Source organism: Roseateles sp., assembly GCF_036486225.1.
Taxonomy (GTDB): Bacteria; Pseudomonadota; Gammaproteobacteria; order Burkholderiales; family Burkholderiaceae_C; genus Roseateles.
Map to the genome: position 1 here is coordinate 1 of NZ_DASVNZ010000078.1, position 25,382 is coordinate 25,382.

Sequence of the window (25,382 nt, forward strand, 5' to 3'; positions counted from 1 at the left end):
CGAGCCGGCGCAGCGCCTCGCCTCATCGCCCGGCCTTCGGCACCGACGCGATCGTGCCCGGCGGCGCCGTGTAGGCCCGCAGCCAGTCCGGCACCGGCAGTTTGGGTTCGAGCAGGCGCCACTGCTGATCGTCGATCGGCGCGGGCTGCACCGTCTCGCGATAGGTGTAGATGGCCCCCTTGGACAACTGGCGCAAGCCGTTGAACGGCATCGCCTGCTGCCAGCCGCCGACGGCGCCCACGCCCACCAGCAGCGTCTGCCCCGTCGCCGCGTTGCCGGCGACGTCCGCCACCTTGGGCAGCGGATCCGGATCGGACAGGCCGTAGGGCTCCTTCTCCGACGTGCGCCGCGTCTGGGCGCTCTTGAAGACCAGGTAGGGATGCTCCATCGAGCCGCCGACCGCCTGGATGTCGATGGCGTCCTCGTCGCTCAGCGGCGTGCCGTCGCGCACCGAGCGCGCCATGCGGGCGAACTCGCGGACCAGGTCGCGCGACTCGACGAGCGTCTGGCGCACGCCGTCCCGCAACGCCTGCGCGGGACGCGAGCGCCAGTCCACGGAGACGGTCTCCAGCACGCCCTGCGCGCGCTCGAACAGGCCCGCGATCGCCAGGAAGGTGTCCGGATCGGGCTCGACCGATCCCCGTGGCGGACGACGCACGAGGAACTCGAAGGTCGGACCGCCCTCGCCGCCTTCGGCCGCCGACTTGTCATTGACCAGCAGCGTCGCGTGCCGCAGCGTCGCCCACGAGGCGAGACCTGTCTGCAAGCGCTTGGCGTCCCACAGCGCCGGGCCGCGCGTGCCGGGAATCGGCGCCCGCGAAGCCCACTGCACCGCCAGCCCCTGCAGCCAGGCGTTGTAGAGCCCCTCGTTGAGCGCCGGCGAGGCCCGCTCCGCCTGGTACAGCGCGGAGAGCTCATCGATCTGCGCCTGGTAGTTGGCCACCTTCGAGAACTCGCCCACCAGCACCGAACGCGCGAGCGCGTTGCCGAACACGGTCGCCACGTCGAGGCCGCTCGGCAGCATGCGCTGGACCCGCTCGCGGCCCTCGCGATCGGTGTGCAGCACGACCCGGTCCAGGATCTCGTTGTCCAGGCCCCAGCTCAGCGGGAACAGCCGCTTCTTCGCCAGCGGATGCTTCGCATACGGCGGGACCGAGGCGCCCACCGGCAGGTGGGTCTCGCTGCGCGTGCCCGGGATGAAGGGCAGATAGGTGCCGATCCAGCGGCGCAGCGGCGCGCGCACGGTGTCCGGCAGCTTCGCCCACTCGGCCGCCTCGTCGGCCTCCGCGCCGGAGGCCGCGTCCGACGTCGCTCCGGTCCCGGGCTTGGGCTCGGACTTCGGGAAGGTCAGCATCCGCATCGCGGTGAAGTAGCGCGATGCCAGCTTCGATCGCTGGTAGTTGCCGCGCGGCTGGTACTCCGGATCTGCCAGCGCCTTGCGCACCGCGTCGCTGTTGTCGTCAGGATCCATCAGTGCCGCGGCAAGCCGGATCTTGTCGGCCAGCGGCCCCGCCGGCATCGTCCCATCGCCGACGCGCGCTCGCAGGCCCCGCATCGCCTCGGTGAAGGCCGGGATCGCGGTCTCGTCCTCGGAGACGGTGAACAGGTTCTCGTAGGCCGCCGCGAACAGCTCCCAGAACAGGTCGGTCGTCACCAGGTAGGGATAGGCGGGATCGTCGGCGTGGGCCCGCACCTCGTAGTTCTCGACGTCGTAGAACAGGTGCATCTGCTCGTAGGGCTCGCGCGTGAGCAGCCCATCGTGGCGCGCCGCCAGCCGCAGCTCGGCATCGGTGTTCAGCAGGCCGGCGTTGACCACGTCGGCCAGCGCGATGGTCACCGGCCGCGCGCGCAGGGTCAGGACTTGCGCTCCGCCTGCCGCGACCGTCGCCCCGGCCGTCACCCCCACGAGCACCGCCCCGTCGGCCGTGAGCCGCGGCGCGCTGGAGAAGCGCAGATCGCCGGCCAGCCGCGCCGTCGCGTCGCCGATCGTCAGTGCCACGCCAGGGTCGCCCGGCCGCCAATGGATCCAGCCGAGCCCGTTGGGCAGGAACTCGCCCTCTCCGGCGCCGCAGGCAAGCGCTTTCGGAAACGCCTGCCGGAGTCGCGATGGCACCGCCGTCGCGTCCTGGCCACTGACGCTCCGCCAGTCGTCGCCCACGTGCGCGAGCTCGATCCAGCAGCCCTTGGCGTCCTGCAGCACCATCCGCGTGCCCTGCGGATGGAAGGACACCGGTCGCGCGGCCATGTCCCCGACGAGCGGCAAGGCACGGTCATCGCCCTCGCGCACGTCCATGGCACTCGATCGCGCGGCCACCGGCAACGGCTTCGCGCCAAAGAACCGGTAGTAGCGATGGCCGGTGGTCGCCACCGAGCCGGTGCCGAACCCGATGCCGGACTGGAAGACCGAGAAATACAGGCGGTGCGCAGGCCCGCCCGGATCGACGGTGAACGGCAGCGGCGAGACCCGCAGGTCGCCGAACGGCAGCGCGGAGCGGGCGACGGCCGACACGCCCCATCGCCAGGTCCGCATGTCCAGTTCCTTGAGCTGCCACTGGTCCTTCACCTTCACCGACGCGTAGAGCAGCGGTTTCGTCGGATGGAAGGCGACCGCCGAGACGGCGCCGTCGGGGCCTGGGTCGGGCAGCGTCAAGGGCGAGAGCCGGTCCGGCTGCCGCAGGTCCCACAGCACCAGCCGACTCCGTGCGCCGGCCGACAGCGCCACCGCAGCCACCGGCTCCAGGCGCGACACGGCCAGCGAGAGCACGCTCTCGCCGGGCGCGAGCGCCAGTGCGGCCTCGCGCACCGGCGTGCGCTGCACCACGGGCTCGGGGTTCTCTCGATACCAGTCCCGGTCGCCGCCGCGCTGCGCCATCGCCGGACCCGCCGCCGTCGCCGCCGTCACCGCGGCGATCAGCGCACCGATCAAATGCTGCTTCATGTCTCTCCCTCCATCGTCCGCGGCGTCCGGACGAAACAAAGGCCGCTGAGGCGGTTGCCGCAGCGGCCTTCGGAGGCCGGGCGCGCCTTGCGGGCACGCCGGGGATCTTATGTCAGCGCCGGACTCAGTCGGCCGTCGCCGGCTCGGACTTGGGCTTGTTGTCCTTCTTGTTGGGCGTGATGTCCAGCTGGACCTCGCCCTTGTCGTCGACGTCCACGCTGAGGCGGCCGCCGTCGACCAGGCGTCCGAACAGCAGTTCGTCGGCCAGGGCGCGACGGATCGTGTCCTGGATGAGCCGCTGCATCGGACGCGCGCCCATCTGCGGATCGAAGCCCTTGGCGGCGAGGTGCTGACGCAGCGCGTCGCTGAAGGTGACCTCGACCTTCTTCTCGGCCAGCTGGCTTTCGAGCTGCAGCAGGAACTTGTCCACCACCCGCAGGATGATGTCCTCGTTCAGCGCGCCGAAGTTGACGATCGCGTCCAGGCGGTTGCGGAACTCCGGCGTGAACAGGCGCTTGATGTCGGCCATCTCGTCGCCCTGCTCGCGCTTGGTCGTGAAGCCGATCGTGGACTTGTTCATCGCCTCGGCGCCCGCGTTCGTGGTCATGATGATGATCACGTTGCGGAAGTCGGCCTTGCGTCCGTTGTTGTCGGTCAGCGTGCCGTGGTCCATGACCTGCAGCAGCACGTTGAAGACGTCCGGATGCGCCTTCTCGATCTCGTCGAGCAGCAGCACCGAGTGCGGCTTCTTCGTGATCGACTCGGTCAGCAGACCGCCCTGGTCGAAGCCCACGTAGCCCGGAGGCGCGCCGATCAGGCGGCTGACGGCGTGACGCTCCATGTACTCGGACATGTCGAAGCGGATCAGCTCGATGCCCAGGATGTAGGCCAGCTGCTTGGCGACTTCCGTCTTGCCCACGCCCGTCGGGCCGCTGAACAGGAAGGAGCCGATCGGCTTGTCCGGCTTGCCCAGGCCCGAGCGCGCCATCTTGATCGCCGCGGCGAGCGCATCGATGGAGGGATCCTGGCCGAAGACCACGCTCTTCAGGTCACGGTCCAGGCTCTTGAGCTTGCCGCGATCGTCCGACGACACCGAGGCCGGCGGGATGCGCGCGATCTTGGCGACGATGTCCTCGACCTCCGCGCGGGTGATGGTCTTCTTCTGCTTGCTCTTGGGGAGCACGCGTTGCGCGGCACCGGCCTCGTCGATGACGTCGATCGCCTTGTCGGGCAGGTGACGGTCATTGATGTACTTGGCCGAGAGCTCCGCCGCCGCCTGCAGGGCGGTCAGCGCGTACTTGACGCTGTGGTGCTCCTCGAAGCGGGACTTCAGGCCCTTGAGGATCTCGACGGTCTGGTCGATGGTCGGCTCGACCACGTCGACCTTCTGGAAGCGCCGCGACAAGGCCGCGTCCTTCTCGAAGATGCCGCGGTACTCGCTGAAGGTGGTCGCGCCGATGCACTTCAACTGACCCGACGACAAGGCCGGCTTCAGCAGGTTGCTCGCGTCCAGCGTGCCGCCCGACGCCGCGCCGGCGCCGATCAGGGTGTGGATCTCGTCGATGAACAGGATCGCGCCGGGCTGGTCCTTGAGCTGCTTGATCACCGCCTTGAGGCGCTGTTCAAAGTCGCCGCGGTACTTGGTGCCCGCCAGCAGCGCGCCCATGTCCAGCGAATAGACCACCGCCTCGGCCAGCACGTCGGGCACCTGGCCCTCGGTGATGCGCCAAGCCAGGCCTTCGGCGATGGCGGTCTTGCCCACGCCGGCCTCGCCGACCAGCAGCGGGTTGTTCTTGCGGCGGCGGCACAGGATCTGCACCACGCGCTCGACCTCGAGCTCGCGGCCGATCAGCGGATCGATCTTGCCGTCGCGGGCGAGCTGGTTGAGGTTCTGGGTGAACTGCTCGAGCGGGCTGCCCTTGCCGCCGCCCTGGCCCTGACCGCCTTCGCCCTCTTCGCGCTCGGACTCGGCACCGTTGCCTTCCGGGCCCTTCGGGGGCTCGGGCGGCTCGCTCTTCTTGATGCCGTGGGCGATGAAGTTGACGACGTCCAGGCGCGTCACGCCCTGCTGGTGCAGGTAGTAGACGGCGTGGGAGTCCTTCTCGCCGAAGATCGCGACCAGCACGTTGGCGCCGGTCACTTCCTTCTTGCCGTTGCCGGTCGACTGGACATGCATGATCGCGCGCTGGATCACGCGCTGGAACCCGAGCGTGGGCTGGGTGTCCACCTCGTCGGTGCCCCCCACGGTCGGCGTGTTCTCCTTGATGAACTGCGCAAGCGACTTGCGCAGGTCTTCAATATTCGCTGCGCATGCGCGCAGCACCTCCGCCGCGGACGGGTTGTCCAGCAGCGCCATCAGCAGGTGTTCCACGGTGATGAACTCGTGGCGCTGCTGGCGCGCTTCGACAAACGCCATGTGCAGGCTGACTTCAAGCTCTTGCGCAATCATGCGGCCTCCATAATGCACTGCAGGGGGTGACCGGCGCGCCGTGCGGCCGCCAGCACCGTTTCGACCTTGGTGGCCGCGACGTCCTTGGTGAAAACACCGCAGACGCCACGACCGTCGTGATGGATCTTCAACATGATCTGGGTGGCCGTATCCAGGTCATGGCGGAAGTATTCCTGCAAGACCATCACCACAAACTCCATCGGTGTGAAGTCGTCGTTGAGCATCAGCACCTGATACAGGCGCGGCGGCTCCGTCTTCTGAGCGACTCGCTCCAGGGTGGTCGAATTCCCACCGTCCTCCGTACCCGGCGGCTGAGGGCCGGGCGGTGGTCCCGCGGGTGGGGGCTGTTGGGCAAACAATGGCATGAACCGATTCTATAAACAGCGGGAGCACCCTACATGGGGACAGGCTTACGCCTGTCAATGCCCCGAGTTTGTCACCTTCGCGCCTTCCTACCCCGGGGAGTTCCTCAATTGACACTGACTTGACACGGATTTGAGAATCCGCCCCGGTGCGAGAAAGACACCGGGATGGAGAAGAACATGGCAACAGGCACGGTCAAGTGGTTCAACGATGCCAAAGGGTTTGGCTTCATTGAACCCGAACAAGGCGGGGGCGACGTTTTCGCGCACTTCTCAGCCATTCAGATGGACGGCTTCCGGACGCTGAAACAAGGCGGCAAGGTCAGCTACGAGCTGGTGCAGGGGCCCAAGGGGCAGCTGGCGCAGAACATCCGTCCGATGGAGGGCGCCGACGGCGGCGACGCCCCGGACGTCCCGCTGGACGCGCCCATCGGCATGCCGCTGATGGCGGACGCCCACGCGGGGCAGCAGGCGGCGGCTTGAACCCTCTGCGCTGATCTTCCTCGCCTGCACGAAGGCCCGCGCAAGCGGGCCTTCTGCTTTCCGATTCCTGCTTCTTGACGGTGCGTGTCGTGGGTGCGACGACCGGCGCGAGGCTGTGGTCAAGAGGAAACAGCGGGCACGGATCGGTCAAGGAATCGCTTGGGGAACCGGGCGCCGGGACGCCCGGTTTCCCACCCCGACCTACCTGTTTCAGCGTCCCCCGGCGAACGCTCCGCGTTCGTCGGAGAACACGATCTCCACGCGACGGTTCTGCTGACGCCCCGCGGCGTTGTCGTTGGAGGCCACCGGGCGCGCTTCCCCGTTGCCGCGGACGTCGATCCGGCCGGCGTCCACGCCGCGCTTCACCAGCGCGTCCCGCACCGATGCTGCGCGGGCCTGGGACAGGGTCAGGTTGGAGGCCGCGCTTCCCGTGCTGTCGGTGAAGCCCTCGATCAGGATGCGGCGCTCCGGGTGGTTGCGCAACGCCGAGGACAGCGTGTCCAGGCGGCTGAAGGCGCCTTCCTTCAAGGTCGCCTTGCCGGTGTCGAACAGGACGTCCTGCAGCATCACGACCAGGCCCTGCGGCGTCGGCTTGGCCTGGATCTCGGCGAGCTCGCGCTGCAGGCGGTTGGCGCGCTCGGAGGCGGCGACGGCGGCAGCTTCGGCCGTTGCCGCCTGACCTTGCGCCACTTGAGCCTGCCCTTGAGCCACCTGCGCCTGACGGGTGCGGACCTCGGCCCGCAGGCGCTCGCGTTCAAGCCCGGCCTGCTCGACCTTCGCGTCGGCGGCGCGCGCCGCGCCCAGGTTGATCGCCGTCTGGGCGCGCTGCGAAGCGACGGTGGCGGCGCTGTCCACCTCGGACGGGTCCTTGCGCTCCCGCCAGGCGAAGTCGGCGCGGTCCAGCGACTCCTTGGCCTTCGAGAGTTCAGCGGAGGCGTAACGGCTGGTGTTCGGATCGCTGGTGGCCTGCGCGTAGTCGCGCTTGGCGGCATCCAGGCCGGCATTCGGCAGGGGGACCGACGAGCAGGCGGCGAGCGCCAGGGCCGTGAGTCCGCCCGCGATATTCCAGTATCGATTCATGGTGTCTCCTCAGAGTGGCAGTCGCTGACGGATCAACGGGCGGGCGCGGCGGGGGCCGGGCCTCGGTTGAGCTCCTCGCGCAGGGTCGAGAGGCTGCGGTCGAGCTCGGTGGAGGCCTTCTCCGAGCGGTCGCGAGCGGCCTTGGACCGGGCCAATGCGGCGGCGGCCTCGGCCTCGTCCGCCTTGCGACGTGCGAGCGCGTGGTCGCCCTTCTTCTGCGCTTCCTGGGCTTCAGCCAGACGCGCGCGGGCCACGACCAGGTCGGGCGAATCGCCGGTACCGATGCTGGTCTGCGCGGCTTCAAGGGCGCCCCGGCTTTCGCCGAGCTGGGAGGCGGTCTCGACCTTGTTGGTCGAGCAGCCAGTCATCGCGGCGACAGCAAGAACGCCTGCCGCAACGAGGGCACTCCGGGGGAAGAGTTGGTGTCGCATGAACACTCCTTCTCAATGGATGGATGGTCATGCGGTGGCAAGCGCGGGTCCCGCATGGACAGCTGGTAGATCCGTCGAACCACATCGAGAGCTGCCCCCACAGAGCGAGACTTCATAGCAACCTGCTATATTTTGAACGGATGCACATCCTTTCCAAGTCGCGACTGAGGGAGTTCTGGGAGGTGCATCCACCGGCGAAAGGTCCGATGGAAGCATGGCACGCCGTCGTGGAAAGGGCGGCCTTCACTTGCTTCGCGGATGTACCGAACACTTACAACAGCGCCGATCAGGTGGGTGATGCGATCGTGTTCAACGTGAACAGCTATCGCATCGTTGCCTCGGTCCGTTATCTGGCCCGACGTGTGTTCATCAGCCATGTCTTCACTCATGCGGAGTGCGAGAAATGGTCAAAGGCTCAAAGGAAGAAATGAAGACGACGTCCATCGACTGGTCCGCCGCAGGAGAAGCTTGGAAGGCCGTTGAAGCCCAACTCGGCCCTATCTGTCTTGCACAGACTTCGGCCAACTTCGCGCGCAACCAGCGCCTGATGGATGAGTTGGTGGAAGTGACTGCTGCGTCGGACGCTCATCCCGCGCTCTTCAACCTGCTCGACTGCCTGGCTGACTGGGTACAGGCTTATGAAGCCTCCCACGCACCCATCGACAACGCTCATCCGGCCGAGGTGCTGAAGCACCTGATGGACGCCAACGGACTGCGTCAGTCGGACCTGAAGGTAGAACTTGGAGGGCAGTCTGTCGTGAGCGCAATCCTTGGCCGCAAGCGCTCGATCAATGCAGGGCAGGCGGCGCGCCTTGCCAAGCGGTTTGGCGTGTCCGCCGCGATTTTCATTGCTTCGGCAAACGCTGTCTCCCAACGGCCCGATGGCGGTTTTGAGGTCTTCGAGGAAGACTCAACGACGCCCACCGTCCTCGCGTTCTCCCGCTGGGAAGAGTTTGCCGACAGCGGCTATCACTGAAGGGAAGAACGATGTCTGAAGAACTTCGACAGATCGAGACCGACTGGCGCGAGATCACGAAGATGATCCTGCTTGCCAACGGCATCACCAACGGCTTGTGGTCTCCCGGCGTCAAGGTTCGTTTCGCCAGTGCCGTGTTGGGACCGACTCTGGAAGAGTCGCTTCCCTCGGGCGTGGTGTCCGTCGCGGGAATTCGGCTTCGTCAAGTGACCAAGCGTGGGCCGCTTGTCTTCGATGCCGAGGAACTAGCCAACGAAGATCTCAAGACTGACGCCCTTCAACCCGTCGAGCGCAAATCACGGACAAAGTTGAAGACAGGAGCGGCGAGTCATTCCGCCTCGAAACCTGTTGCCCCGCGCAAGCGCAAGCAGACGGCCTGACGTCCTGGAACTGGCGGCAAGATGGAAAAAACCCCAGGGCGCTCTCGCACACTGAGGTTTCTGACCGGAGCCCGGCGAAGCCGCCGGGCCTGCTTCGATCACATGTTCTCGATCATCACCTGACCGAAGCCCGAGCACGACACCTGGGTCGCGCCGTCCAGCAGACGGGCGAAGTCGTACGTGACCTTCTTCGACAGGATCGACTTCTCGATCGACGAGATGATCAGGTCGGCCGCTTCCGTCCAGCCCATGTGGCGCAGCATCATTTCAGCCGACAGGATCTCGGAACCGGGGTTCACGTAGTCCTTGCCCGCGTACTTCGGCGCCGTGCCGTGGGTGGCTTCGAACATGGCGACGGAGTCGCTCAGGTTCGCGCCCGGGGCGATGCCGATGCCGCCGACCTGCGCCGCCAGCGCGTCGGAGATGTAATCGCCGTTCAGGTTCAGCGTCGCCACGACCGAGTACTCGGCCGGACGCAGCAGGATCTGCTGCAGGAACGCATCGGCGATGCTGTCCTTGACCACGATGTCCTTGCCGGTCTTCGGGTTCTTGAACTTGCACCACGGGCCGCCGTCGATCAGCTCGGCGCCGAATTCCTTCTGGGCCAGGGCATACGCCCAGTCACGGAAGCCACCTTCGGTGAACTTCATGATGTTGCCCTTGTGGACGATCGTGACGCTCGGCTTGTCGTTGTCGATCGCGTACTGGATCGCCTTGCGGACCAGACGCTCCGTGCCTTCGCGCGAGACCGGCTTGACGCCGATGCCCGAGGTCTCCGGGAAGCGGATCTTCTTGACGCCGAATTCCTCTTGCAGGATCTTGATCAGCTTCTTGGCCTTCTCGCTCTCGGCTTCGAATTCGATGCCGGCGTAGATGTCTTCCGAGTTCTCACGGAAGATGACCATGTCCGTCTTGTGCGGTTCCTTGACCGGCGACGGCACGCCTTCGAACCAGCGCACCGGGCGCAGGCAGACGTACAGGTCCAGTTCCTGGCGCAGCGCGACGTTCAGCGAGCGGATGCCGCCGCCGACCGGCGTCGTCAGCGGGCCCTTGATCGAGACGACGTAGTCCTTCAGGACCGTCAGCGTCTCTTCGGGCAGCCACACGTCGGGGCCGTAGACCTTCGTCGACTTCTCGCCGGCGTAGATCTCCATCCAGTGGATCTTCTTGGCGCCGCCGTAAGCCTTCGCCACGGCCGCGTCCACCACCTTGATCATCACCGGGGTGATGTCGAAGCCGGTGCCGTCACCCTCGATGTAAGGAATGATCGGGTTGTTCGGAACGTTGAGCGAGAAGTCGGTGTTGACCGTGATCTTCTGGCCGCCCTCGGGCACCTTGATGTGCTGGTACATGGAGTCGTCTCCGCGAGTCGCGTGGGTGGTTTGGGGTAAACCGGAAGCGCTGATTCTATGACAGCGAAACTTTCAATCGGCTGATGCCGGGGCCATGTCCCTTGGAGCTTCAGCCGCAGTACGCGCGGACCTGCGCCCACAGGCCGTGACCGAGCGCCCAGAGCGACCCCGCCGCCAGCATCGCGCCGGACAGACGGGTTGCGATTCGCACAGCCGAGCCGTCCGCCGGGCCGCCCGGCCCGCCGGACCCAGGCTGACCGCCCGATCTGCCCAGTCGGGCCAGCAGCCAGGGGCCCGCGAGCAGACCCGGCGAGGAGCCGAGCGCAAACGCCGCCATCACGCCGGCGCCCTGCCACGGTCCTTCCGCAAGCGCCGCGACCGTCAGCGCGGATTGCAGCAGCCCGCAGGGCCAGGCCAACCACGCCAGGCCGGCCAGGCCCGAGCCGGCTAGGCGCGCAGAAGACAGCGCGACCGCGCCTGGGCCTGCACCGAGCGACGCGACCGGAATCCCGACCACCGCCGGCGCACGTGTCGTCCACAGGCGGAGGGCCCAGCGCGGCGGCGCCGCGCGCCAGAGGAGGAAGACCCCCATCGCCAATGCCGCGAGGTGCACCATCAGCCACAGCGGACGCAACGCCCCCGAGGTCGACTCCCAGCGCAACAGGCCGCCGACGCTGGCCGCGACCGCGGCCCCGCCGGCCGCGTATCCCAGCAGCCTTCCCGCCTGGAACGCGGCGATGCCGCCCCGCCGACCGCCGGTCACCGCCGCGCAGGGCGCGACGCACATCGCCGCGCAGTGCAGGCTGCCGGCGGCGCCCATCACGAACGCGGTGCCTGCCAGCGCGAGCGAGAGCATCCCGACCCCGCCGCTGGCGTCAGAGGATGCGCGAGAAGCGCAGCGGCGCTTCGGCGGGTGCATCCGTGGTGCTGGCCGGCTTCAGATAACGGTCGAACACCATCGCCACCGCCCGCACGAAGAACCAGCCCATCGACGTGACCTGCACCGCGCGCGGCTCGATCGTGACGAGCCCGTCCGCCGCCATCTGACGCAGGCGTTCCAGTTCTGACGCGAAATACTCGTTGGCGACGATGCCGTGCGAGCGTTCGATCGGCTCGAAGTCGAGCCGGCCCTGGCACATCAGCGCCATGATCGCGTCGCGCCGCACGAGGTCATCCTGGTCGAGCACCAGACCGCGTTCCACCGGCAGGCGGCCTTCGCGCAAGGCGGCGTAGTACTCGGGCAGCGTCTTCACGTTCTGCGCGAACGAGGCCCCGAGCTTGGAGATCGCCGACACGCCCAGCGCGACGAGATCGCAGTCGGGCTGCGTGCTGTAGCCCTGGAAGTTGCGATGCAGCCGCCCTTCCCGCTTCGCGACGGCCAGCGGGTCCTCCGCGAGCGCGAAGTGGTCCATCCCGATGTAGTGGTAGCCGCGCGCGATGAAGCCGGCGATCGCGCCGGACAGCATGCGCAGCTTGTCACCGGTGGGCGGCAGCGCGGCGGGCTCGATGCGGCGCTGCGGCTTGAAGCGGTGCGGCAGGTGCGCATAGCCGTAGAGCGCGATGCGGTCCGGCCGCAGTGTGGCGACCTGTTCGACCGTCCGCGCGAACGAGGTCGGCGTCTGCAGCGGCAGGCCGTAGATCAGGTCGACATTGATCGACCGGAACCCCAGATCGCGCGAGGCCCCCATCAATGCGGCGACGCTCTCGAGGCTCTGCTCGCGATGCACGGCGCGCTGCACATCGGGATCGAAGTCCTGCACGCCGAAGCTCAGGCGGTTGAAACCCAGCGTGCGCAGGTGCCGCAGGCGCGCGACGTCGATGGTGCGCGGGTCGACCTCGATCGAGATCTCGGCATCCGCGGTCAGGCGGAAGTGGCGATGCAGCAGCGCCATCAGCATCGACAGTTCGCGATCGGCAAGGAAGGTCGGCGTGCCGCCGCCGAAATGCAGCTGCGACGCCAGCGCCCGGTCGCCGAGCCGCCGGTGGACCAGGCCGATCTCCACCTCGAGCGCGTCGACATAGGCGGCCGCGCGCTCGTGATGCCGGGTGACCACCTTGTTGCAGGCGCAGTAGTAGCAGACCGATTCGCAGAACGGGATGTGCACGTAGAGCGACATCGGCTGCCGCGCCGCGGGCCCGAAGGCGCGCAGCGCGAGCATCTCGCCGTGGCGTCCGGCATCGACGCCCGCGTGGAAACGGTCCGCGGTCGGGTACGAGGTGTAGCGCGGTCCCGCGATGTCGAAGCGGCGCAGCAGGTCGGCATCGGGGAGGCTGCAATCCCACGGGGTCGGGTCTTGGCACATGGACGGGATCCTCACCCTTTGTTGGCAAAGCGTCATTGATTGATGTCATTGCCGGCGTCGATGCCCCGACAAAGAATTCGCCGCTTCCTCGCATGTCCGATGAACCCATGCCGAGCGCCCCCCTGACCGCCCCACCCCCACCACCCGCTTCGGCCTCCGCGGTGGCCTTGGCCTCCTCGCCGACCCCGCTCGCACTGACCGTGCCACCCGACACGACCCGGATCACCTGCGCGACCTGCTCGGTGCGGCAGGTCTGTCTGCCGACGGGATTGCCGGCGGCCGACGTCCACCAGCTCGAACGCATGATCTCGGACCGCCGTCAGGTGGCTCGCAACACCGTGCTCTTCAAGGCCGGCGATCCGTTTGAAGCCGTCTACATCGTGCGCACCGGCTTCTTCAAGACCTCGGCCTCGGCGGAGGACGGCCGCGACCAGGTCACCGGCTTCCCGATGGCGGGCGAGATGCTCGGCCTCGACGGCATCTTCAGCGGCGCCTACGCCAGCCAGGCGGTGGCGCTGGAGGACTCTCAGATCTGCGTCGTGCCCTACGGCCGGATCGACGACATGACCCGCGAGGTCGACCGCCTGCGACGCCAGTTCCATCGCCTGATGAGCCGCGAGATCGTCCGCGACCAGGGCGTGATGATGCTGCTCGGCGCGGTGCGCGCGGAGCAGCGCGTCGCGACCTTCCTGATCCACCTGATGCGGCGATTGCGGGCGCGCGGCTTCTCGTCGTCGAGCGTCGTGCTGCGGATGACCCGCGACGAGATCGGCAGCTACCTCGGCCTCAGCCTGGAGACGGTGAGCCGCACCTTCTCGCGGATGCAGGAGGACGGGCTGCTCGAAGTGCGCGCGCGGGAAGTGCGCGTGCTCAAGCCGCGGCAGCTGCTGCAGCTGGTCCGGCGCAGCGCGTAGCGTCCCATCCCCCTCCTCGAGGACGATGACGTCAGCGCGACTGTCCGGCCGTCGCCGCATGGTTGCGGGCGTTCATCGCGGGCGTCTTCGCGGTGTCGGCGATCTCGTCCGCCGCGACGCCGCTGCGATCCACCGCGCTCGTCGAGTGCACCACCGGATCGGGATACACGATCGCCAGCGTCAGCGTGACCATCGAGGCCACGACCACCGCGGTCGGTCCGCCGATCACCAGCCACATGATGGGATGCCGCCACCACGGCCCGCTGGTCGGCAGGTCGATGTCATTCAAGCGGGTCGTCGTCATGTGCACTCCTTGTCGAGAGGGGGAAGTTGAACAGGCTAGTCGGCCGCACTCATCGCGGCACCACGAAGGTGGATTTCTCAAGCAGTTGGTGCTCAGACGGATCCCCGGACGGCGTGACGCGCCGGATGGCGAAGCGCATCGGATGCGCGCCGGGACCCAGGTCGCGGGCGGCCTCCGGCGGCAGTCTCAGCGCGACGGTGACCCAGCGCGCTTCGGCGGGTCCGAGCGTCAACCCGCCGCCAGGCGATTGCACGCGAAGCCCGGCGATGCCTTCGACATCCAGGACGAAGCGCTGCGTCGATTCCGCGGCGTTCATCAGCTGGAGCCGATAGAGGTTCTCGACGACGCCGTCCTCGACCTCGCGCGCCAGCGTCGCCCGGTCGCGCACGACGTCGACCTTGAATGGCATCCGGACGGCCAGGCTCCAGACCAGTCCACCCGACACCAGCATCAGGATCGCGCCGTACACCAGCACGCGCGGTCGGAGCACGCGCCGCCACTGTTGCGCCGCCGTCCATCGGTGCTTCATGCCGTTCTGCGTCGCGTACCGGATCAGCCCGCGCTCGTAGCCGAACTTGTCCATCACGTCGTTGCAGACGTCGATGCAGGCGGCGCAGCCGATGCACTCGTACTGAAGCCCTTGCCGGATGTCGATGCCGGTGGGGCAGACGTGCACGCACTGATGGCAGTCGACGCAGGACCCCAGGCCGATCGTCGACAGGTCCGCCTTCTTCGAGCGCGGCCCGCGCGGATCACCACGCGCCGTGTCGTAGCTGATGATGAGCGTGTCGCGATCGAGCATCGCGCTCTGGAATCGCGCGTAAGGGCACATGTACTTGCAGACCTGCTCGCGCAGGTAACCGGCGTTGCCGTAGGTCGCCAGGCCGTAGAACAGGATCCAGAACAGCGACCACCCACCGAGCGCGAGCGCAGCCGCGTTCGCGCCCAGCGCGCGGATCGGCTCGAAGTAGCCGACGAAGGTGAAGCCCGTCCACAGGGACACCGCCAGCCAGGCCGCGTGCTTGGCGCCCTTGCGCAGCAGCTTCTCCGCGGTCCAGCCGGACCGGTCGAGCCGGATGCGCGCGGCGCGGTCGCCCTCGGTGTGGCGCTCGATCCAGAGAAAGATCTCCGTGTAGACCGTCTGCGGGCACGCGTAGCCGCACCACAGGCGCCCCGCGACCGCCGTGAAGAAGAACAGCCCGAAGGCCGAGACCACCAGCAGCGCCGTCAGGTAGATGAAGTCCTGCGGATACAGGATCAGGTCGAAGATCAGGAAGCGGCGCGCCTCGAGATCGAACAGCACGGCCTGACGCCCGTTCCACTGCAGCCACGGCAGGCCGTAGAACAGCAGCTGCGTGGCCCAGACCAGCGCCCAGCGCCACACGGCGAACCAGCCGTGCACGGCGCGGGGGTAGATCTTGGCCTCGGCTTCGTAGAGCGAGACTGCCCGGACTTCAGGGATGCTCATGGCTCAGGGCTGCTCGTGGGACAGTCCCCAGACGTAGCCCGCCAGCACGCGGATCTGCTCCGGGCTCAGGCGCGAGCCGTGCTCGGGCATGTGGCTGTGCTTGCCGTTGTTGACCATCGCGACGATGGCGGACTCGCCCCAGCCGTGCAGCCAGACCTTGTCGGTCAGGTTGGGCGCGCCCAGCGCCTGGTTGCCCTTGCCGTCCATGCCGTGGCAGGCCGCGCAGGCGCCGAACTTCGACTTGCCGAGCGCTGCCGCCACCGAGTTGTGCGGGCTGCCCGACAGGCTCAGCACGTAGTGCGCGAGGTTGCGCACGTCCTCGCCGCCGCCCACGGCCGCGGCCATCGGCGGCATCGTGCCCTCGCGCCCCTGCGTGATGGTCTGGACGATGGTGTCCCCGCTGCCGCCGTAGAGCCAGTCGTTGTCGGTGAGGTTGGGGAAGCCCTTCGAGCCCTTCGCGTCCGAGCCGTGGCAGGTCGCGCAGTTGTTGGCGAAGAGCCGTTCACCGATCGCCTTGGCCTGCGGATCCGACGCCAGCGCTTCCACCGGCTTCCCGTCGAAGCGGGCGTAGATCGTGTGCATCTCCGCCCGCGCCTGCGCCTGCTCGGCCTCGTACTGGCCGGTGCTGGACCAGCTCAGCGAACCCGCATACGCGCCCAGTCCGGGATAGAGCGCCAGGTACAGCCCGGAGAACACCACCGTCAGCACGAACAGCACCATCCACCAGCGCGGCAGCGGGTTGTTGAGCTCGCGGATGTCCTCGTCCCAGACGTGGCCGGTGGAGTTGTCCTCGGCCATCACCTTGCGGCGGCTGGCGATGATCAGCAGCGCCAGGCACAGCGCCAGGCCGAGCACCGTCGCCGCGGCCACGAACAGCGACCAGCCGCTCGAAACGAAATCACTCATGACGACCTCCTCGGGGCGCGCCGTCTTCATCCGTGAGGACAAGCGATCCCAGGTCTTCGAAACGTTCGCGGTTGTGCCGGGCGTAGGCCCAGACGACGATGCCGACGAACACCAGCAGCGACACCACCGTCACCGCCGAGCGCAGCGCATTCAGATCCATGTCGGGCATGGGGTCCTCCGATCAGGGCTTGAGCGCGGTGCCCAGCACCTGCAGGTAGGCGACGACCGCGTCCATCTCGGTGCGGCCCTGGACCTCGTCGGCCGCCCGGGCGATCTGCTCGTCGGTGTAGGGGACGCCGACGGTCCGCAGACCGCGCATCTTGGGCGCCAGCTCCTTCGGATCGAGCGCGGCGCCCGCCAGCCACGCGTAGGCGGGCATGTTGGACTCGGGCACCAGGTCGCGCGGGTTGTTCAGGTGCAGGCGGTGCCACTCGTCGCTGTACTTGCCGCCGACGCGCGCCAGGTCCGGCCCGGTGCGCTTGCTGCCCCACTGGAAGGGGTGGTCGTAGACGAACTCGCCGGCCACCGAGTAGTGGCCGTAGCGCAGCGTCTCCGCGCGCAGCGGCCGGATCATCTGCGAGTGGCAGTTGTAGCAACCCTCGCGGATGTAGACATCGCGGCCGGCGAGCTGCAGCGGCGTGTAAGGCTTCAGGTGTTCGACCGGCTGCGTGGTCGAGCGCTGGAAGAACAGCGGGACGATCTCGACGATGCCGCCGACGATCACCGTCAGCAGCACCAGCACGATCATCAGGAAGTTGCTGGTCTCGATGCGCTCGTGACCGCTGGCTTTGGCATGGGTGTTGGCCATGGCGTGCTCCTGTCTGTGCGATCAGGCGGCGGCCGCGAGCGCGGCGCCGGGGATGGGATGGCGGGCAGGCCGGCCGATGCGGACCGTCATCACGACGTTCCAGGCCATCAGGCACATGCCGCCCAGGTACAGCAGACCGCCCAGCAGGCGCACCACGTAGAACGGGTAGGTCGCCTTGACGCCTTCGGCGAAGGTCCAGGTCAGCGTGCCGTCCGGGTTCACCGCGCGCCACATCAGGCCCTGCATCACGCCGGCGATCCACATCGCGGCGATGTAGAGCACGATGCCCAGCGTGGCTATCCAGAAGTGCAGCTCGATGGCGCGCTTCGAGTACATCTCGACGCGACCGTACATGCGCGGGATCAGGTGGTACAGCGCGCCCATCGAGATGAAGCCCACCCAGCCCAGCGCGCCGCTGTGCACGTGGCCGACGGTCCAGTCGGTGTAGTGCGAGAGCGCGTTGACGGTCTTGATCGACATCATCGGCCCCTCGAAGGTCGACATGCCGTAGAAGGACAGCGCGACGATCAGGAACTTCAGGATCGGGTCGTCGCGCAGCTTGTGCCAGGCGCCGCTCAGCGTCATGACGCCGTTGATCATCCCGCCCCAGCTCGGCGCCAGCAGCACCAGCGAGAACAGCATGCCCACGCTCTGCGCCCAGTCGGGCAGCGCCGTGTAGTGCAGGTGGTGCGGCCCCGCCCACATGTAGGTGAAGATCAGCGCCCAGAAGTGGACGATGGAGAGCCGGTAGCTGTAGACGGGCCGGTTGGCCTGCTTGGGGATGTAGTAGTACATCAGCCCGAGGAAACCGGCCGTCAGGAAGAAGCCGACCGCGTTGTGGCCGTACCACCACTGGACCATCGCATCCTGCACGCCGGCATAGGCGGAGTAGCTCTTGGTCAGCGACACCGGGATCTCGGCGCTGTTGACGATGTGCAGCAGCGCCACCGCGATGATGAAGGCGCCGAAGAACCAGTTGGCCACGTAGATGTGGCGCACGCGTCGCACGCCGATCGTGCCGAAGAAGACGATCGCGTAAGAGACCCAGACGACGGCGATCAGGATGTCGATCGGCCATTCGAGTTCGGCGTATTCCTTGCCGGTGGTCAGGCCCAGCGGCAGCGTGATCGCGGCCAGCACGATCACCAGTTGCCAGCCCCAGAAGGTGAACCAGGCAAGGCCCGGCGCGAAGAGCCGCACGTGGCTGGTGCGCTGCACGACGTGGAAGGCCGTCGCCATCAGCACGCAGCCGCCGAAGGCGAAGATCACCGCGTTGGTGTGCAGCGGCCGCAGGCGGCCGTAGCTCAGCCAGGGGATGCCGAAGTTCAGCTCGGGCCAGGCGAGCTGTGCGGCGATGATCACGCCGACCAGCATCCCGACCACACCCCACAGCACCGCGGCCAGCGAGAACGCGCGCACCACGCCGTCCTCATAACTGGGCACACCATCGGGTGCATCACTGGGTGCTTCAGCGCGCGCATCACGGGGCGTGATGGCGCGTCCTCCCTCCGACTCTGATTGGCTTGCCATGCTGGCTCCTCGAGGCGCTTGTTGCGCGGATGCCAGCCATTGTTCGGCGCCGTCTCGAAGTACGTGTTGACGCGCGTCAAGCTATCGCATCGTCCTCGAGGATTCGTTGACCTTCCCGGTCCAGCGACTCGAGTTGCCCGTCCTGCACGGCCCAGCCGAACACGGCCAGCACCAGCAGCACGAGCACCACCGACAGCGGGATCAGCAGATAGAGGATGTCCATGGGGCGGCGGCTCTCAAGGTGTTGAAGTCGTTCAGGCGCGGCGTGGACGTACCGCCGCGTCGCGTCCGAGCCGCGCGGCGTTGGCGACCACGAGCAGCGAACTCGTGGCCATGCCCAGGCCGGCGGCCCACGGCGGCAGCCAGCCGACCAGCGCCATCGGCACGCACACGGCGTTGTAGAGCGCCGACCACGCGAGGTTCTGGCGCACGACGCGGCGTGTGCGTCTTGCGAGCCGCAACGCGCCGGTGATCGCGTCGAGCCGGTCGGAGGTCAGCACCGCGTCGGCGCGCGCCTTCGCGAGGTCGGCGCCCTGCCCCATCGCGATCGACACCTGTGCCCGCGCGAGCACCGGCGCGTCGTTGATGCCGTCGCCGATCATCAGCACGCGATGGCCGCGCGATTGCAGCGCGGTGACGTGCTGGAGCTTGTCCTCCGGCCGGGCACCGCCGCGCCAGTGCGCGATGCCGGCCTGTCCCGCGACGACGGCGACACGCTCAGGCGCGTCGCCCGACAGGAGTTCGACCGCCATGCCCATCGTCTGCCATTCGGCGATCGCCGTCGGCGCCCCCTCGCGCAGGCGCTCGTCGACGTGCCAGGCAGCGCGGACGATGCCCTCGCAAGTCAGGACGATCTGGGCGTCGGAAAAGTCCGGCGTTGCGGCTGTCGAGCTGCCCGGGTCGGCGGCCCACGGCCACGACCCGAGACGCCAATGTCGACCACGAGCATCGAGGCCCTCCAGGCCCCGACCGCTGAATTCCTCGATCGCCCAAGCCTCCTTGGCATCGGGCGGCGCGGGCAACGCCGCCGCCAGCGCTTTCGACAACGGATGAAGCGAGCCCGCTGCCAGCATCGACGCCGCCACCCTGGACTCCGCATCCGGCACATCGGCGCGCGCGCTGCGCAAGCGCGGCGCGGGATCGGTCAGCGTGCCGGTCTTGTCCATGACGATCCGGTCGACATCGGCGAGCGATTCGATGGCATCGAGCCGGGACAGCAGCAGCCCGCGCCGCGCGAGCGCACCCGCCGCGGCTACCCAGGCTGCCGGCGCCGCCAGCGACAGTGCGCAGGGGCAGGTGACGATCAACACCGACACAGCCACGGCGACCGCCCGCGACGGATCGACGAACTGCCAGACCAGCGCCGCCGCGACGGCCAGCACGAGGACCGCCGCGAGGAACCAGCCCGCCACGCGATCCGCCGTGCGCAGCGTCGTCGGCCGGTCCTGGAACGCCTGGGCCATCAACTGGCGGATGCCTGCGAGGCGGGTCTGTTCCCCCACCTGCCGCACGCACACCGTGAGCACGCCGGAGAGATTGAGGCTGCCCGCGAGCACGGCATCGCCTGGCAGCTTGGCGACCGGGCGCGATTCGCCGGTCAGCAGCGACTCGTCGGCGGCGCCGGTGCCGGACTCGACGATCGCATCGGCCGGCATGCGCTGCCCTGCGGCAACACGCACCCGGTCGCCGATCGCCAGTGCCTCGATCGCGACGCGTTCCACCGCGCCGTCCGTTCTCAAGCGCTCGACCTCGCCGGGCAGCGCCTCCGCGGCCTGTTCGATCGCAGCCGCGGCGCGATGCCGCGAGCGCAGCTCCAGATACCGCGCGCCGAGCAGGAAGGTCACGAACATCGTGATCGAGTCGAAGTAGACCTCGTGCCCGAACGGACCGTCGGGATCCAGCGTCGCGCCACTGCCGGCCACGAAGGCGACGGCCAGGCCCAGCGCCACCGGCACGTCCATGCCCAGGCGCCGTCCGCGAAGCTGACTCAGCGCCGCGCGGAAGAACGGCCCCGCGGCCAGCAGCATCACCGGCAGCGTCAGCACCCACTGGCCCCAGCGCAGCAGCGCGGCCTGATCCGGCGGCAGTTCGCCCGGTGCGGCCACGTAGGACGGCCACGCCAGCATCATCACCTGCATCATCAGGAAGCCGGCGACGAACAGCCGCCAGAGCGCCTGGCGATGCTCGCGACGGCGCAGGTCGCGGGCAGGCCCGGCGAGATCAGGGACGAAGTCGTAGCCCGCCGGCGCAAGCACCTGCCGCAGCTCGTCGAGCGTCACGCGCTCAGGCCACCAGTCGAGCACCAGCGTCTGGGTCGACGGATGGACTTCGGCTGACTTCACGCCGCGTTGCGCGTGCAGCAGGGACTCGACCAGGCCGGCGCAGGTGGCGCAGTGCAGCCCGGACAACCGGAACCGCGCGCGTGTCAGCGCGCCGTCGGGAACGGGGCGATTGGCGCGTCGGGCATCGGCGCCCAGGGCACCGGCGGACACCGTGGCGGCTGGGGCGGGCAACATGGCCGTGATAATCCGCCAAACCTTGAGGTGACAACATGCTCAATATCAAACACGCGGCATCCTCCGTCGTTCTCTCGACTGTCCTCTCGATCGCCGCCCTGACGGCGGCCGGTCCGGCCGCGGCCCAGCAGATTCCCCAGACCGGCCTGCCCGTCGTCGAACTCGGCGCCGGCATGCACCTGATCCACGCCGAAGTCGCCCGCACCGACGAGCAGCGCGCCATCGGCCTGATGGCCCGCAAGGAGATGGCCCAGAACGCCGGGATGATCTTCATCTTCGAGCAGCCGTCGCAGCAATGCTTCTGGATGCGCAACACGCTGATCCCGCTGTCGGCGGCTTTCGTCGGCGACGACGGCACCATCGTCAACATCGTCGAGATGCAGCCGCTGTCCGACGTCTCGCATTGCTCGACCAAGCCGGTGCGCTACGTGCTCGAAATGAACAAGGGCTGGTTCGACAAGCGCGGCCTCAAGGCCGGCGCCAAGCTGCGCGGCGGCCCCTGGCCCAAGTGATCGCCCGGCCGGCCTTCGGGCTGGCGTCCGCGACCGCAGAGAGTCGACCGCGGAGAGTCGACCACAGAAAGTCGACCGCTGAAATGACAACGGCCCGGGAAGCGATTCCCGGGCCGTTCCTTCATCGGCGCCCGCGAGGCGGGCGCCGGTGGGTCAGTTGCCGAAGTTGGCCTGGGCGAAGTCCCAGTTCAGCAGACTCTTCAGGAAGGTCTCGACGAACTTCGGACGCGCGTTGCGGTAGTCGATGTAGTAGGCGTGTTCCCACACGTCGATGGTCAGCAGCGCGGTGTCGCCGGTCGTCAGCGGGGTGCCGGCGGCGCCCATGTTGACGATGTCGACCGAACCGTCGGCCTTCTTCACCAGCCAGGTCCAGCCGGAACCGAAGTTGCCGACGGCGCTCTTCTGGAAGGCTTCCTTGAAGGCGTCGACGCTGCCCCACTTGGCGTTGATGGCGTCGGCCAGCTTGCCGGTCGGCGCGCCGCCGCCGTTGGGCTTCAGACAGGACCAGAAGAAGGTGTGGTTCCAGATCTGCGCGGCGTTGTTGTAGATGCCGCCGCTGGAGGTCTTGACGATCTCTTCCAGCGTCTTGTTCTCGAACTCGGTGCCCTTCTGCAGGTTGTTCAGGTTGTCCACGTAGGCCTTGTGGTGCTTGCCGTGGTGGTACTCCAGCGTCTCGGCGCTGATGTGCGGCTCCAGCGCCTTCTTGTCGTACGGCAGCTCGGGCAGGACGTGTTCCATGAGGGACTCCTAATCGGTGGTTGATGGGACGGGATGTCGCGGGAGATTGTAGGCAGCGGATCCATGCCCTTGTAGCGAGCACGCATACCGCGCCACGGGAGGCGCAGGCCGCCCTTCAGACGTCCCGGCGAACGACGCGCCCGACCTTCATTTCCGCTTCGCCGTCGGCCAGGACAGCGCGCAAGTCCTGACCCTCGTGAAGCTGGTCCACCGAACTCAGCGCCCGCCCCTGGCCGTCGTCCAGCCAGGCGTAGCCTCGGGCCAGCACCTGGCGGGGATCGAGGGCTTGCAGGCGGGCTTCGAGCGCGTCCAGCCGGTGCGCGCCGCGCTGCGCCTGCTGGGGCAGCGCACGGTCGAGCCGCTGGGCCAGATGTTTGAGGCGCTGCGTCTCCAACGTCGCCACGCGCGGGGCGGTCTGGTTCAGGCGCTGTTCAAGATGCCGCAGGCGTTGCGACTCCAGGGACACCGTTCTGGGCGTCACCTGGCCCAGCCGCTGCGAGAGCAGGTCCAGCCGGCGTCTCTGTCTTGCCAGCGCGTCGCCCGGTCTCGCCAGGCGCAAGGCCAGGCGGTCGAGCCGCTGCGCGGCGCCATCCAGCCGCTGTTCGACACGGCGCACCAGCTGGCGCTCCAGCGCCTCCAGCGTCTCCAGGCACTGCTGACGCGACACCGTCGCCAGCTCCGCCGCCGCCGTCGGCGTCGGCGCGCGCAGGTCGGCGGCGAGGTCGGCCAGGGTGATGTCGGTCTCATGCCCGACGCCGCAGATCACCGGCAGCGGCGATTCGGCCACCGCCTGGACGACGCGCTCGTCGTTGAAAGCCCACAGGTCCTCCAGCGAGCCGCCGCCGCGCACGAGCAGCAGGACCTCGGCGTCGGCGCGTTCGTTGGCGGTCGCCAGGGCACGCACGATCGCCGCCGGCGCCTCGTTCCCCTGGACCAGGGTCGGATAGAGGAAGACCCGCGCGTGCGGCGCTCTTCGTCTCAGCGCGGTCAGCACATCCTGAAGCGCCGCGGCGCCGGTGGAGGTGACCACGCCGATCCGCCGCGCGTAAGGGGGCGGCGGGCGCTTGCGCTCCGCATCGAAGTAGCCGAGCGACTCCAGCTTCGCCTTCAGGCGCAAGAACTGTTCGTAAAGCGCCCCCTCGCCGGAGCGCCGCATCGCCTCGACGATGAACTGCAGTTCCCCGCGCGGTCCGTACAGGTCGAGCCGGCCGCGCAGTTCCACCGTCATGCCGTCGCGCGGCGCGAAGTCCACCAGGGACGCCGCCCGCCGGAACATCGCGCAGCGCAGCATCGCCGGCTGACCTTCCGCGTCCTTCAGGCTGAAGTAGCAATGGCCGCTGGCCGCGCGCGTGAAGCCGGAGAGCTCGCCCTGCACCGTGATGACGGGGAATCTGGCCTGCAATGCGTCGGAAAGGGCCGTCAACAGGGCCGCCACCCCCCAGACCATCCGTGGCGATGCGGGTTTGGAGGCGTCAATCATGCGCAAACCCAATGCTGGCGCGGGTCCGGAACTCCACAGCCGCGTCAATGCTGGCTCCGCGGGCCATATCGGCCGTCATGCCCGCGTCACAGATCGATAAGCGCTTGTTTTTCAAAAGCTTTTTCCTGCCTTTTTTTGGAGCAAGCTAATCCTTGCCGTCTGGCGACGGGCCCTGGCGCGGTTCCGGGACCAGTTGCCCACAAAGTTATCCACAGGAACGGTGGATGTTTGTAAGGGCTTGTGATGAGGGTCCGGAGTGGTCGGCGCCGACCTTGGGGGGCGCCATAATGCGCCGCCGGGCCGGAGATGCCCGTACGGAGGGATAGCCTTGTTTTCGATCATACAAGCCGCCGGCTGGCCGATCTGGCCCTTGCTGCTGTGTTCCGTCGTGGCCCTGGCGCTGATCATCGAGCGCGTCGTCAGCCTGCGGGCCGCGCGTGTCGCGCCGCCCAGCCTGATCGAGGAAGTGCTGGGCGTGACCCAGCTCCAGATCCCGAGCGGCGAAGTCGTCGGCAAGCTGGCCGAGAACTCGCTGCTGGGCCAGGTCCTGGCCGCCGGGCTGCGCACCTCGCAGGCCGATCCGCGCGCCGGGGAGGCCCGCCTGCGCCAGTCCTTCGAGCTGGCCGGCCGCCATGCGATCCACCAGATGGAGCGCTACCTCAACACGCTGGGCACGATCGCCGCGGCGGCCCCGTTGCTGGGCCTGCTGGGCACCGTGGTCGGCATGATCGAGATCTTCGGCAGCCAGAGCCCCGGCCCCGGCGGCAACAACCCGGCGCTGCTGGCGCACGGGATCTCGATCGCGCTCTACAACACCGCGTTCGGCCTGGTCGTGGCGATCCCGTCGCTGATGTTCTACCGCTACTTCCGCGGCCGCATCGAGTCCTATGTCGTCGACATGGAACAGGCCAGCGAGCGGCTGCTGACGCACCTGGTGAACCGCGCGATGCCCGCGGGCGGCCATGCCGCCCACGCCGGCCCGGCCACCGTGCCGCCGCCGGTCGCGTCGCCCGCCTCGGGGAAGGCCAAGGCATGAAGTTCCGCCGTCGCCAGGGCGAGGAACCGGAGATCAACCTGATCCCGTTCATCGACGTGCTGCTCGTCGTCCTGATCTTCCTGATGCTGTCGACGACCTATTCGAAGTTCACCGAACTCCAGCTGACGCTGCCGACCGCCGACGCCCAGCAGCTCAAGGAGCGGCCGGCCGAGATCATCGTGGCGATCTCGGCGGACGGCCGGTATTCGATCGACCGCAACGCCGTCGAGGGCCGCAGCGTGGACCTGCTGACCGCGGCGCTGCTGCAGTCCGCGCAGGGCAAGCAGGAGCCGGTCGTGATCATCTCCGCCGACGCGGCCACGCCGCACCAGGCGGTGGTCAACGCGATGGACGCGGCGCGGCGCGCCAACCTCACGCGACTGACCTTCGCCGCCAACAAGCCGCAATGAGCGGGG

Annotated in this window: 26 protein-coding genes; 8 read left to right on the forward strand and 18 right to left on the reverse strand. The window is 68.2% G+C overall.

Features of this window, described 5'->3' with window-relative positions:
* Window positions 1–22: 22 nt before the first annotated feature.
* The 3 genes from VF536_RS05640 to clpS form a co-directional block, all read right to left on the reverse strand.
* Entirely contained in the window at window positions 23–2,938 is a 2,916-nt protein-coding gene (locus VF536_RS05640; RefSeq protein ID WP_331613829.1) for a DUF3160 domain-containing protein, read from the reverse strand.
* A 124-nt stretch (window positions 2,939–3,062) separates the two neighbouring features.
* On the reverse strand, window positions 3,063–5,387 hold the full coding sequence (clpA, locus tag VF536_RS05645; RefSeq protein WP_331613830.1) for an ATP-dependent Clp protease ATP-binding subunit ClpA: 2,325 nt from the start codon (window positions 5,385–5,387) through the stop codon (window positions 3,063–3,065).
* A complete protein-coding gene (gene clpS / locus VF536_RS05650) occupies window positions 5,384–5,752 on the reverse strand; it encodes an ATP-dependent Clp protease adapter ClpS (protein ID WP_331613832.1) in 369 nt (122 codons plus the stop codon). The genes clpA and clpS overlap by 4 nt, the downstream gene beginning before the upstream one ends.
* 165 nt (window positions 5,753–5,917) lie before the next feature.
* Here clpS and VF536_RS05655 point away from each other — a divergent pair, with 165 nt between their 5' ends.
* Window positions 5,918–6,232 (forward strand): cold-shock protein, encoded by a 315-nt coding sequence (locus tag VF536_RS05655; protein WP_331613834.1) that lies wholly within the window; start codon window positions 5,918–5,920, stop codon window positions 6,230–6,232.
* Between the two features lie 210 nt (window positions 6,233–6,442).
* Here VF536_RS05655 and VF536_RS05660 read toward each other — a convergent pair whose 3' ends face one another.
* Together VF536_RS05660 and VF536_RS05665 are read right to left on the reverse strand one after the other, a co-directional pair.
* Window positions 6,443–7,312, reverse strand: a complete 870-nt coding sequence (locus tag VF536_RS05660) for an OmpA family protein (protein WP_331613835.1) — start codon at window positions 7,310–7,312, stop codon at window positions 6,443–6,445.
* Window positions 7,313–7,344: 32 nt separating this feature from the next.
* Window positions 7,345–7,680 (reverse strand): hypothetical protein, encoded by a 336-nt coding sequence (locus tag VF536_RS05665; RefSeq protein ID WP_331613837.1) that lies wholly within the window; start codon window positions 7,678–7,680, stop codon window positions 7,345–7,347.
* 203 nt (window positions 7,681–7,883) lie between these two features.
* Between VF536_RS05665 and VF536_RS05670 the strand changes: the two genes are divergently transcribed.
* The 3 genes from VF536_RS05670 to VF536_RS05680 are packed head-to-tail and all read left to right on the forward strand — an operon-like array spanning window position 7,884 to window position 9,099.
* Complete coding sequence (locus VF536_RS05670) at window positions 7,884–8,174, forward strand: type II toxin-antitoxin system HigB family toxin (protein WP_331613838.1); 291 nt, start codon at window positions 7,884–7,886, stop codon at window positions 8,172–8,174.
* Window positions 8,171–8,719 carry a hypothetical protein gene (locus VF536_RS05675; RefSeq protein WP_331613839.1) on the forward strand — a complete coding sequence of 183 codons (549 nt, stop codon included), beginning with the start codon at window positions 8,171–8,173 and terminating at the stop codon, window positions 8,717–8,719. Before VF536_RS05670 ends, VF536_RS05675 begins: the two co-directional genes overlap by 4 nt.
* Window positions 8,720–8,730: 11 nt before the next feature.
* Entirely contained in the window at window positions 8,731–9,099 is a 369-nt protein-coding gene (locus VF536_RS05680; protein WP_331613840.1) for a hypothetical protein, read from the forward strand.
* 98 nt (window positions 9,100–9,197) lie between these two features.
* Here the strand turns inward: VF536_RS05680 and icd are convergent, their stop codons facing one another.
* The 3 genes from icd to hemN all read right to left on the reverse strand — a co-directional run bounded on the left by icd (window position 9,198) and on the right by hemN (window position 12,754).
* The gene (gene icd, locus VF536_RS05685; RefSeq protein WP_088405217.1) at window positions 9,198–10,451 is read right to left on the reverse strand and encodes an NADP-dependent isocitrate dehydrogenase; all 1,254 of its coding nucleotides are present in this window, start codon (window positions 10,449–10,451) and stop codon (window positions 9,198–9,200) included.
* Between the two features lie 109 nt (window positions 10,452–10,560).
* The gene (locus VF536_RS05690) at window positions 10,561–11,307 is read right to left on the reverse strand and encodes a sulfite exporter TauE/SafE family protein (RefSeq protein WP_331613842.1); all 747 of its coding nucleotides are present in this window, start codon (window positions 11,305–11,307) and stop codon (window positions 10,561–10,563) included.
* Between the two features lie 19 nt (window positions 11,308–11,326).
* Entirely contained in the window at window positions 11,327–12,754 is a 1,428-nt protein-coding gene (gene hemN, locus VF536_RS05695; protein ID WP_331613843.1) for an oxygen-independent coproporphyrinogen III oxidase, read from the reverse strand.
* Between the two features lie 107 nt (window positions 12,755–12,861).
* Here hemN and VF536_RS05700 point away from each other — a divergent pair, with 107 nt between their 5' ends.
* A complete protein-coding gene (locus VF536_RS05700) occupies window positions 12,862–13,668 on the forward strand; it encodes a cyclic nucleotide-binding domain-containing protein (protein WP_331613845.1) in 807 nt (268 codons plus the stop codon).
* A 31-nt stretch (window positions 13,669–13,699) separates the two neighbouring features.
* On the opposite strand, the gene VF536_RS05705 is transcribed toward VF536_RS05700, so the two are convergent.
* The 8 genes from VF536_RS05705 to VF536_RS05740 all read right to left on the reverse strand — a co-directional run bounded on the left by VF536_RS05705 (window position 13,700) and on the right by VF536_RS05740 (window position 21,200).
* Complete coding sequence (locus VF536_RS05705; RefSeq protein ID WP_331613846.1) at window positions 13,700–13,972, reverse strand: hypothetical protein; 273 nt, start codon at window positions 13,970–13,972, stop codon at window positions 13,700–13,702.
* A 49-nt stretch (window positions 13,973–14,021) separates the two neighbouring features.
* Window positions 14,022–15,440: a cytochrome c oxidase accessory protein CcoG gene (gene ccoG / locus VF536_RS05710; protein WP_331613847.1), complete on the reverse strand. Its 1,419-nt coding sequence runs from the start codon at window positions 15,438–15,440 to the stop codon at window positions 14,022–14,024.
* 3 nt (window positions 15,441–15,443) lie between these two features.
* The gene (gene ccoP, locus VF536_RS05715; protein WP_331613848.1) at window positions 15,444–16,346 is read right to left on the reverse strand and encodes a cytochrome-c oxidase, cbb3-type subunit III; all 903 of its coding nucleotides are present in this window, start codon (window positions 16,344–16,346) and stop codon (window positions 15,444–15,446) included.
* Window positions 16,339–16,515, reverse strand: coding sequence for a cbb3-type cytochrome c oxidase subunit 3 (locus VF536_RS05720; protein ID WP_331613849.1), 177 nt, complete (start codon window positions 16,513–16,515; stop codon window positions 16,339–16,341). The genes ccoP and VF536_RS05720 overlap by 8 nt, the downstream gene beginning before the upstream one ends.
* 12 nt (window positions 16,516–16,527) lie before the next feature.
* Window positions 16,528–17,154 carry a cytochrome-c oxidase, cbb3-type subunit II gene (gene ccoO / locus VF536_RS05725; protein ID WP_331613850.1) on the reverse strand — a complete coding sequence of 209 codons (627 nt, stop codon included), beginning with the start codon at window positions 17,152–17,154 and terminating at the stop codon, window positions 16,528–16,530.
* Window positions 17,155–17,175: 21 nt separating this feature from the next.
* Window positions 17,176–18,597, reverse strand: coding sequence for a cytochrome-c oxidase, cbb3-type subunit I (gene ccoN / locus VF536_RS05730; protein ID WP_331613851.1), 1,422 nt, complete (start codon window positions 18,595–18,597; stop codon window positions 17,176–17,178).
* A 163-nt stretch (window positions 18,598–18,760) separates the two neighbouring features.
* Window positions 18,761–18,907, reverse strand: a complete 147-nt coding sequence (ccoS, locus tag VF536_RS05735) for a cbb3-type cytochrome oxidase assembly protein CcoS (RefSeq protein ID WP_331613852.1) — start codon at window positions 18,905–18,907, stop codon at window positions 18,761–18,763.
* A gap of 31 nt (window positions 18,908–18,938) precedes the next feature.
* The gene (locus VF536_RS05740) at window positions 18,939–21,200 is read right to left on the reverse strand and encodes a cation-translocating P-type ATPase (protein WP_331613853.1); all 2,262 of its coding nucleotides are present in this window, start codon (window positions 21,198–21,200) and stop codon (window positions 18,939–18,941) included.
* Between the two features lie 35 nt (window positions 21,201–21,235).
* Here VF536_RS05740 and VF536_RS05745 point away from each other — a divergent pair, with 35 nt between their 5' ends.
* Window positions 21,236–21,712, forward strand: coding sequence for a DUF192 domain-containing protein (locus VF536_RS05745; protein WP_331613854.1), 477 nt, complete (start codon window positions 21,236–21,238; stop codon window positions 21,710–21,712).
* A 153-nt stretch (window positions 21,713–21,865) separates the two neighbouring features.
* Here the strand turns inward: VF536_RS05745 and VF536_RS05750 are convergent, their stop codons facing one another.
* Both VF536_RS05750 and xseA read right to left on the reverse strand, forming a co-directional pair.
* Window positions 21,866–22,450 (reverse strand): superoxide dismutase, encoded by a 585-nt coding sequence (locus VF536_RS05750; RefSeq protein WP_331613855.1) that lies wholly within the window; start codon window positions 22,448–22,450, stop codon window positions 21,866–21,868.
* 115 nt (window positions 22,451–22,565) lie between these two features.
* Window positions 22,566–23,930, reverse strand: a complete 1,365-nt coding sequence (gene xseA, locus VF536_RS05755; RefSeq protein ID WP_331613856.1) for an exodeoxyribonuclease VII large subunit — start codon at window positions 23,928–23,930, stop codon at window positions 22,566–22,568.
* Between the two features lie 328 nt (window positions 23,931–24,258).
* Between xseA and VF536_RS05760 the strand changes: the two genes are divergently transcribed.
* Together VF536_RS05760 and VF536_RS05765 are read left to right on the forward strand one after the other, a co-directional pair.
* The gene (locus tag VF536_RS05760) at window positions 24,259–24,966 is read left to right on the forward strand and encodes a MotA/TolQ/ExbB proton channel family protein (RefSeq protein ID WP_331613857.1); all 708 of its coding nucleotides are present in this window, start codon (window positions 24,259–24,261) and stop codon (window positions 24,964–24,966) included.
* Window positions 24,963–25,376 carry an ExbD/TolR family protein gene (locus VF536_RS05765; RefSeq protein ID WP_297530697.1) on the forward strand — a complete coding sequence of 138 codons (414 nt, stop codon included), beginning with the start codon at window positions 24,963–24,965 and terminating at the stop codon, window positions 25,374–25,376. The genes VF536_RS05760 and VF536_RS05765 overlap by 4 nt, the downstream gene beginning before the upstream one ends.
* Window positions 25,377–25,382: the final 6 nt, after the last annotated feature.

Excerpts from the sequence above, each read along its gene's own strand:
- VF536_RS05655 (WP_331613834.1), top strand. The coding sequence starts at position 5,918 with ATGGAGAAGAACATGGCAACAGGCACGGTCAAGTGGTTCAACGATGCC.
- VF536_RS05670 (WP_331613838.1), top strand. The coding sequence starts at position 7,884 with ATGCACATCCTTTCCAAGTCGCGACTGAGGGAGTTCTGGGAGGTGCAT.
- VF536_RS05745 (WP_331613854.1), top strand. The coding sequence starts at position 21,236 with ATGCTCAATATCAAACACGCGGCATCCTCCGTCGTTCTCTCGACTGTC.
- VF536_RS05700 (WP_331613845.1), top strand. The coding sequence starts at position 12,862 with ATGCCGAGCGCCCCCCTGACCGCCCCACCCCCACCACCCGCTTCGGCC.
- VF536_RS05680 (WP_331613840.1), top strand. The coding sequence starts at position 8,731 with ATGTCTGAAGAACTTCGACAGATCGAGACCGACTGGCGCGAGATCACG.
- VF536_RS05705 (WP_331613846.1), bottom strand. The coding sequence starts at position 13,972 with ATGACGACGACCCGCTTGAATGACATCGACCTGCCGACCAGCGGGCCG.
- VF536_RS05740 (WP_331613853.1), bottom strand. The coding sequence starts at position 21,200 with ATGTTGCCCGCCCCAGCCGCCACGGTGTCCGCCGGTGCCCTGGGCGCC.
- VF536_RS05675 (WP_331613839.1), top strand. The coding sequence starts at position 8,171 with ATGAAGACGACGTCCATCGACTGGTCCGCCGCAGGAGAAGCTTGGAAG.
- VF536_RS05660 (WP_331613835.1), bottom strand. The coding sequence starts at position 7,312 with ATGAATCGATACTGGAATATCGCGGGCGGACTCACGGCCCTGGCGCTC.
- ccoS (WP_331613852.1), bottom strand. The coding sequence starts at position 18,907 with ATGGACATCCTCTATCTGCTGATCCCGCTGTCGGTGGTGCTCGTGCTG.
- VF536_RS05765 (WP_297530697.1), top strand. The coding sequence starts at position 24,963 with ATGAAGTTCCGCCGTCGCCAGGGCGAGGAACCGGAGATCAACCTGATC.
- icd (WP_088405217.1), bottom strand. The coding sequence starts at position 10,451 with ATGTACCAGCACATCAAGGTGCCCGAGGGCGGCCAGAAGATCACGGTC.
- hemN (WP_331613843.1), bottom strand. The coding sequence starts at position 12,754 with ATGTGCCAAGACCCGACCCCGTGGGATTGCAGCCTCCCCGATGCCGAC.
- ccoG (WP_331613847.1), bottom strand. The coding sequence starts at position 15,440 with ATGAGCATCCCTGAAGTCCGGGCAGTCTCGCTCTACGAAGCCGAGGCC.
- ccoP (WP_331613848.1), bottom strand. The coding sequence starts at position 16,346 with ATGAGTGATTTCGTTTCGAGCGGCTGGTCGCTGTTCGTGGCCGCGGCG.
- VF536_RS05665 (WP_331613837.1), bottom strand. The coding sequence starts at position 7,680 with ATGACTGGCTGCTCGACCAACAAGGTCGAGACCGCCTCCCAGCTCGGC.
- ccoO (WP_331613850.1), bottom strand. The coding sequence starts at position 17,154 with ATGGCCAACACCCATGCCAAAGCCAGCGGTCACGAGCGCATCGAGACC.
- VF536_RS05640 (WP_331613829.1), bottom strand. The coding sequence starts at position 2,938 with ATGAAGCAGCATTTGATCGGTGCGCTGATCGCCGCGGTGACGGCGGCG.
- VF536_RS05750 (WP_331613855.1), bottom strand. The coding sequence starts at position 22,450 with ATGGAACACGTCCTGCCCGAGCTGCCGTACGACAAGAAGGCGCTGGAG.
- clpS (WP_331613832.1), bottom strand. The coding sequence starts at position 5,752 with ATGCCATTGTTTGCCCAACAGCCCCCACCCGCGGGACCACCGCCCGGC.
- VF536_RS05690 (WP_331613842.1), bottom strand. The coding sequence starts at position 11,307 with ATGCTCTCGCTCGCGCTGGCAGGCACCGCGTTCGTGATGGGCGCCGCC.
- xseA (WP_331613856.1), bottom strand. The coding sequence starts at position 23,930 with ATGATTGACGCCTCCAAACCCGCATCGCCACGGATGGTCTGGGGGGTG.
- VF536_RS05720 (WP_331613849.1), bottom strand. The coding sequence starts at position 16,515 with ATGCCCGACATGGATCTGAATGCGCTGCGCTCGGCGGTGACGGTGGTG.
- clpA (WP_331613830.1), bottom strand. The coding sequence starts at position 5,387 with ATGATTGCGCAAGAGCTTGAAGTCAGCCTGCACATGGCGTTTGTCGAA.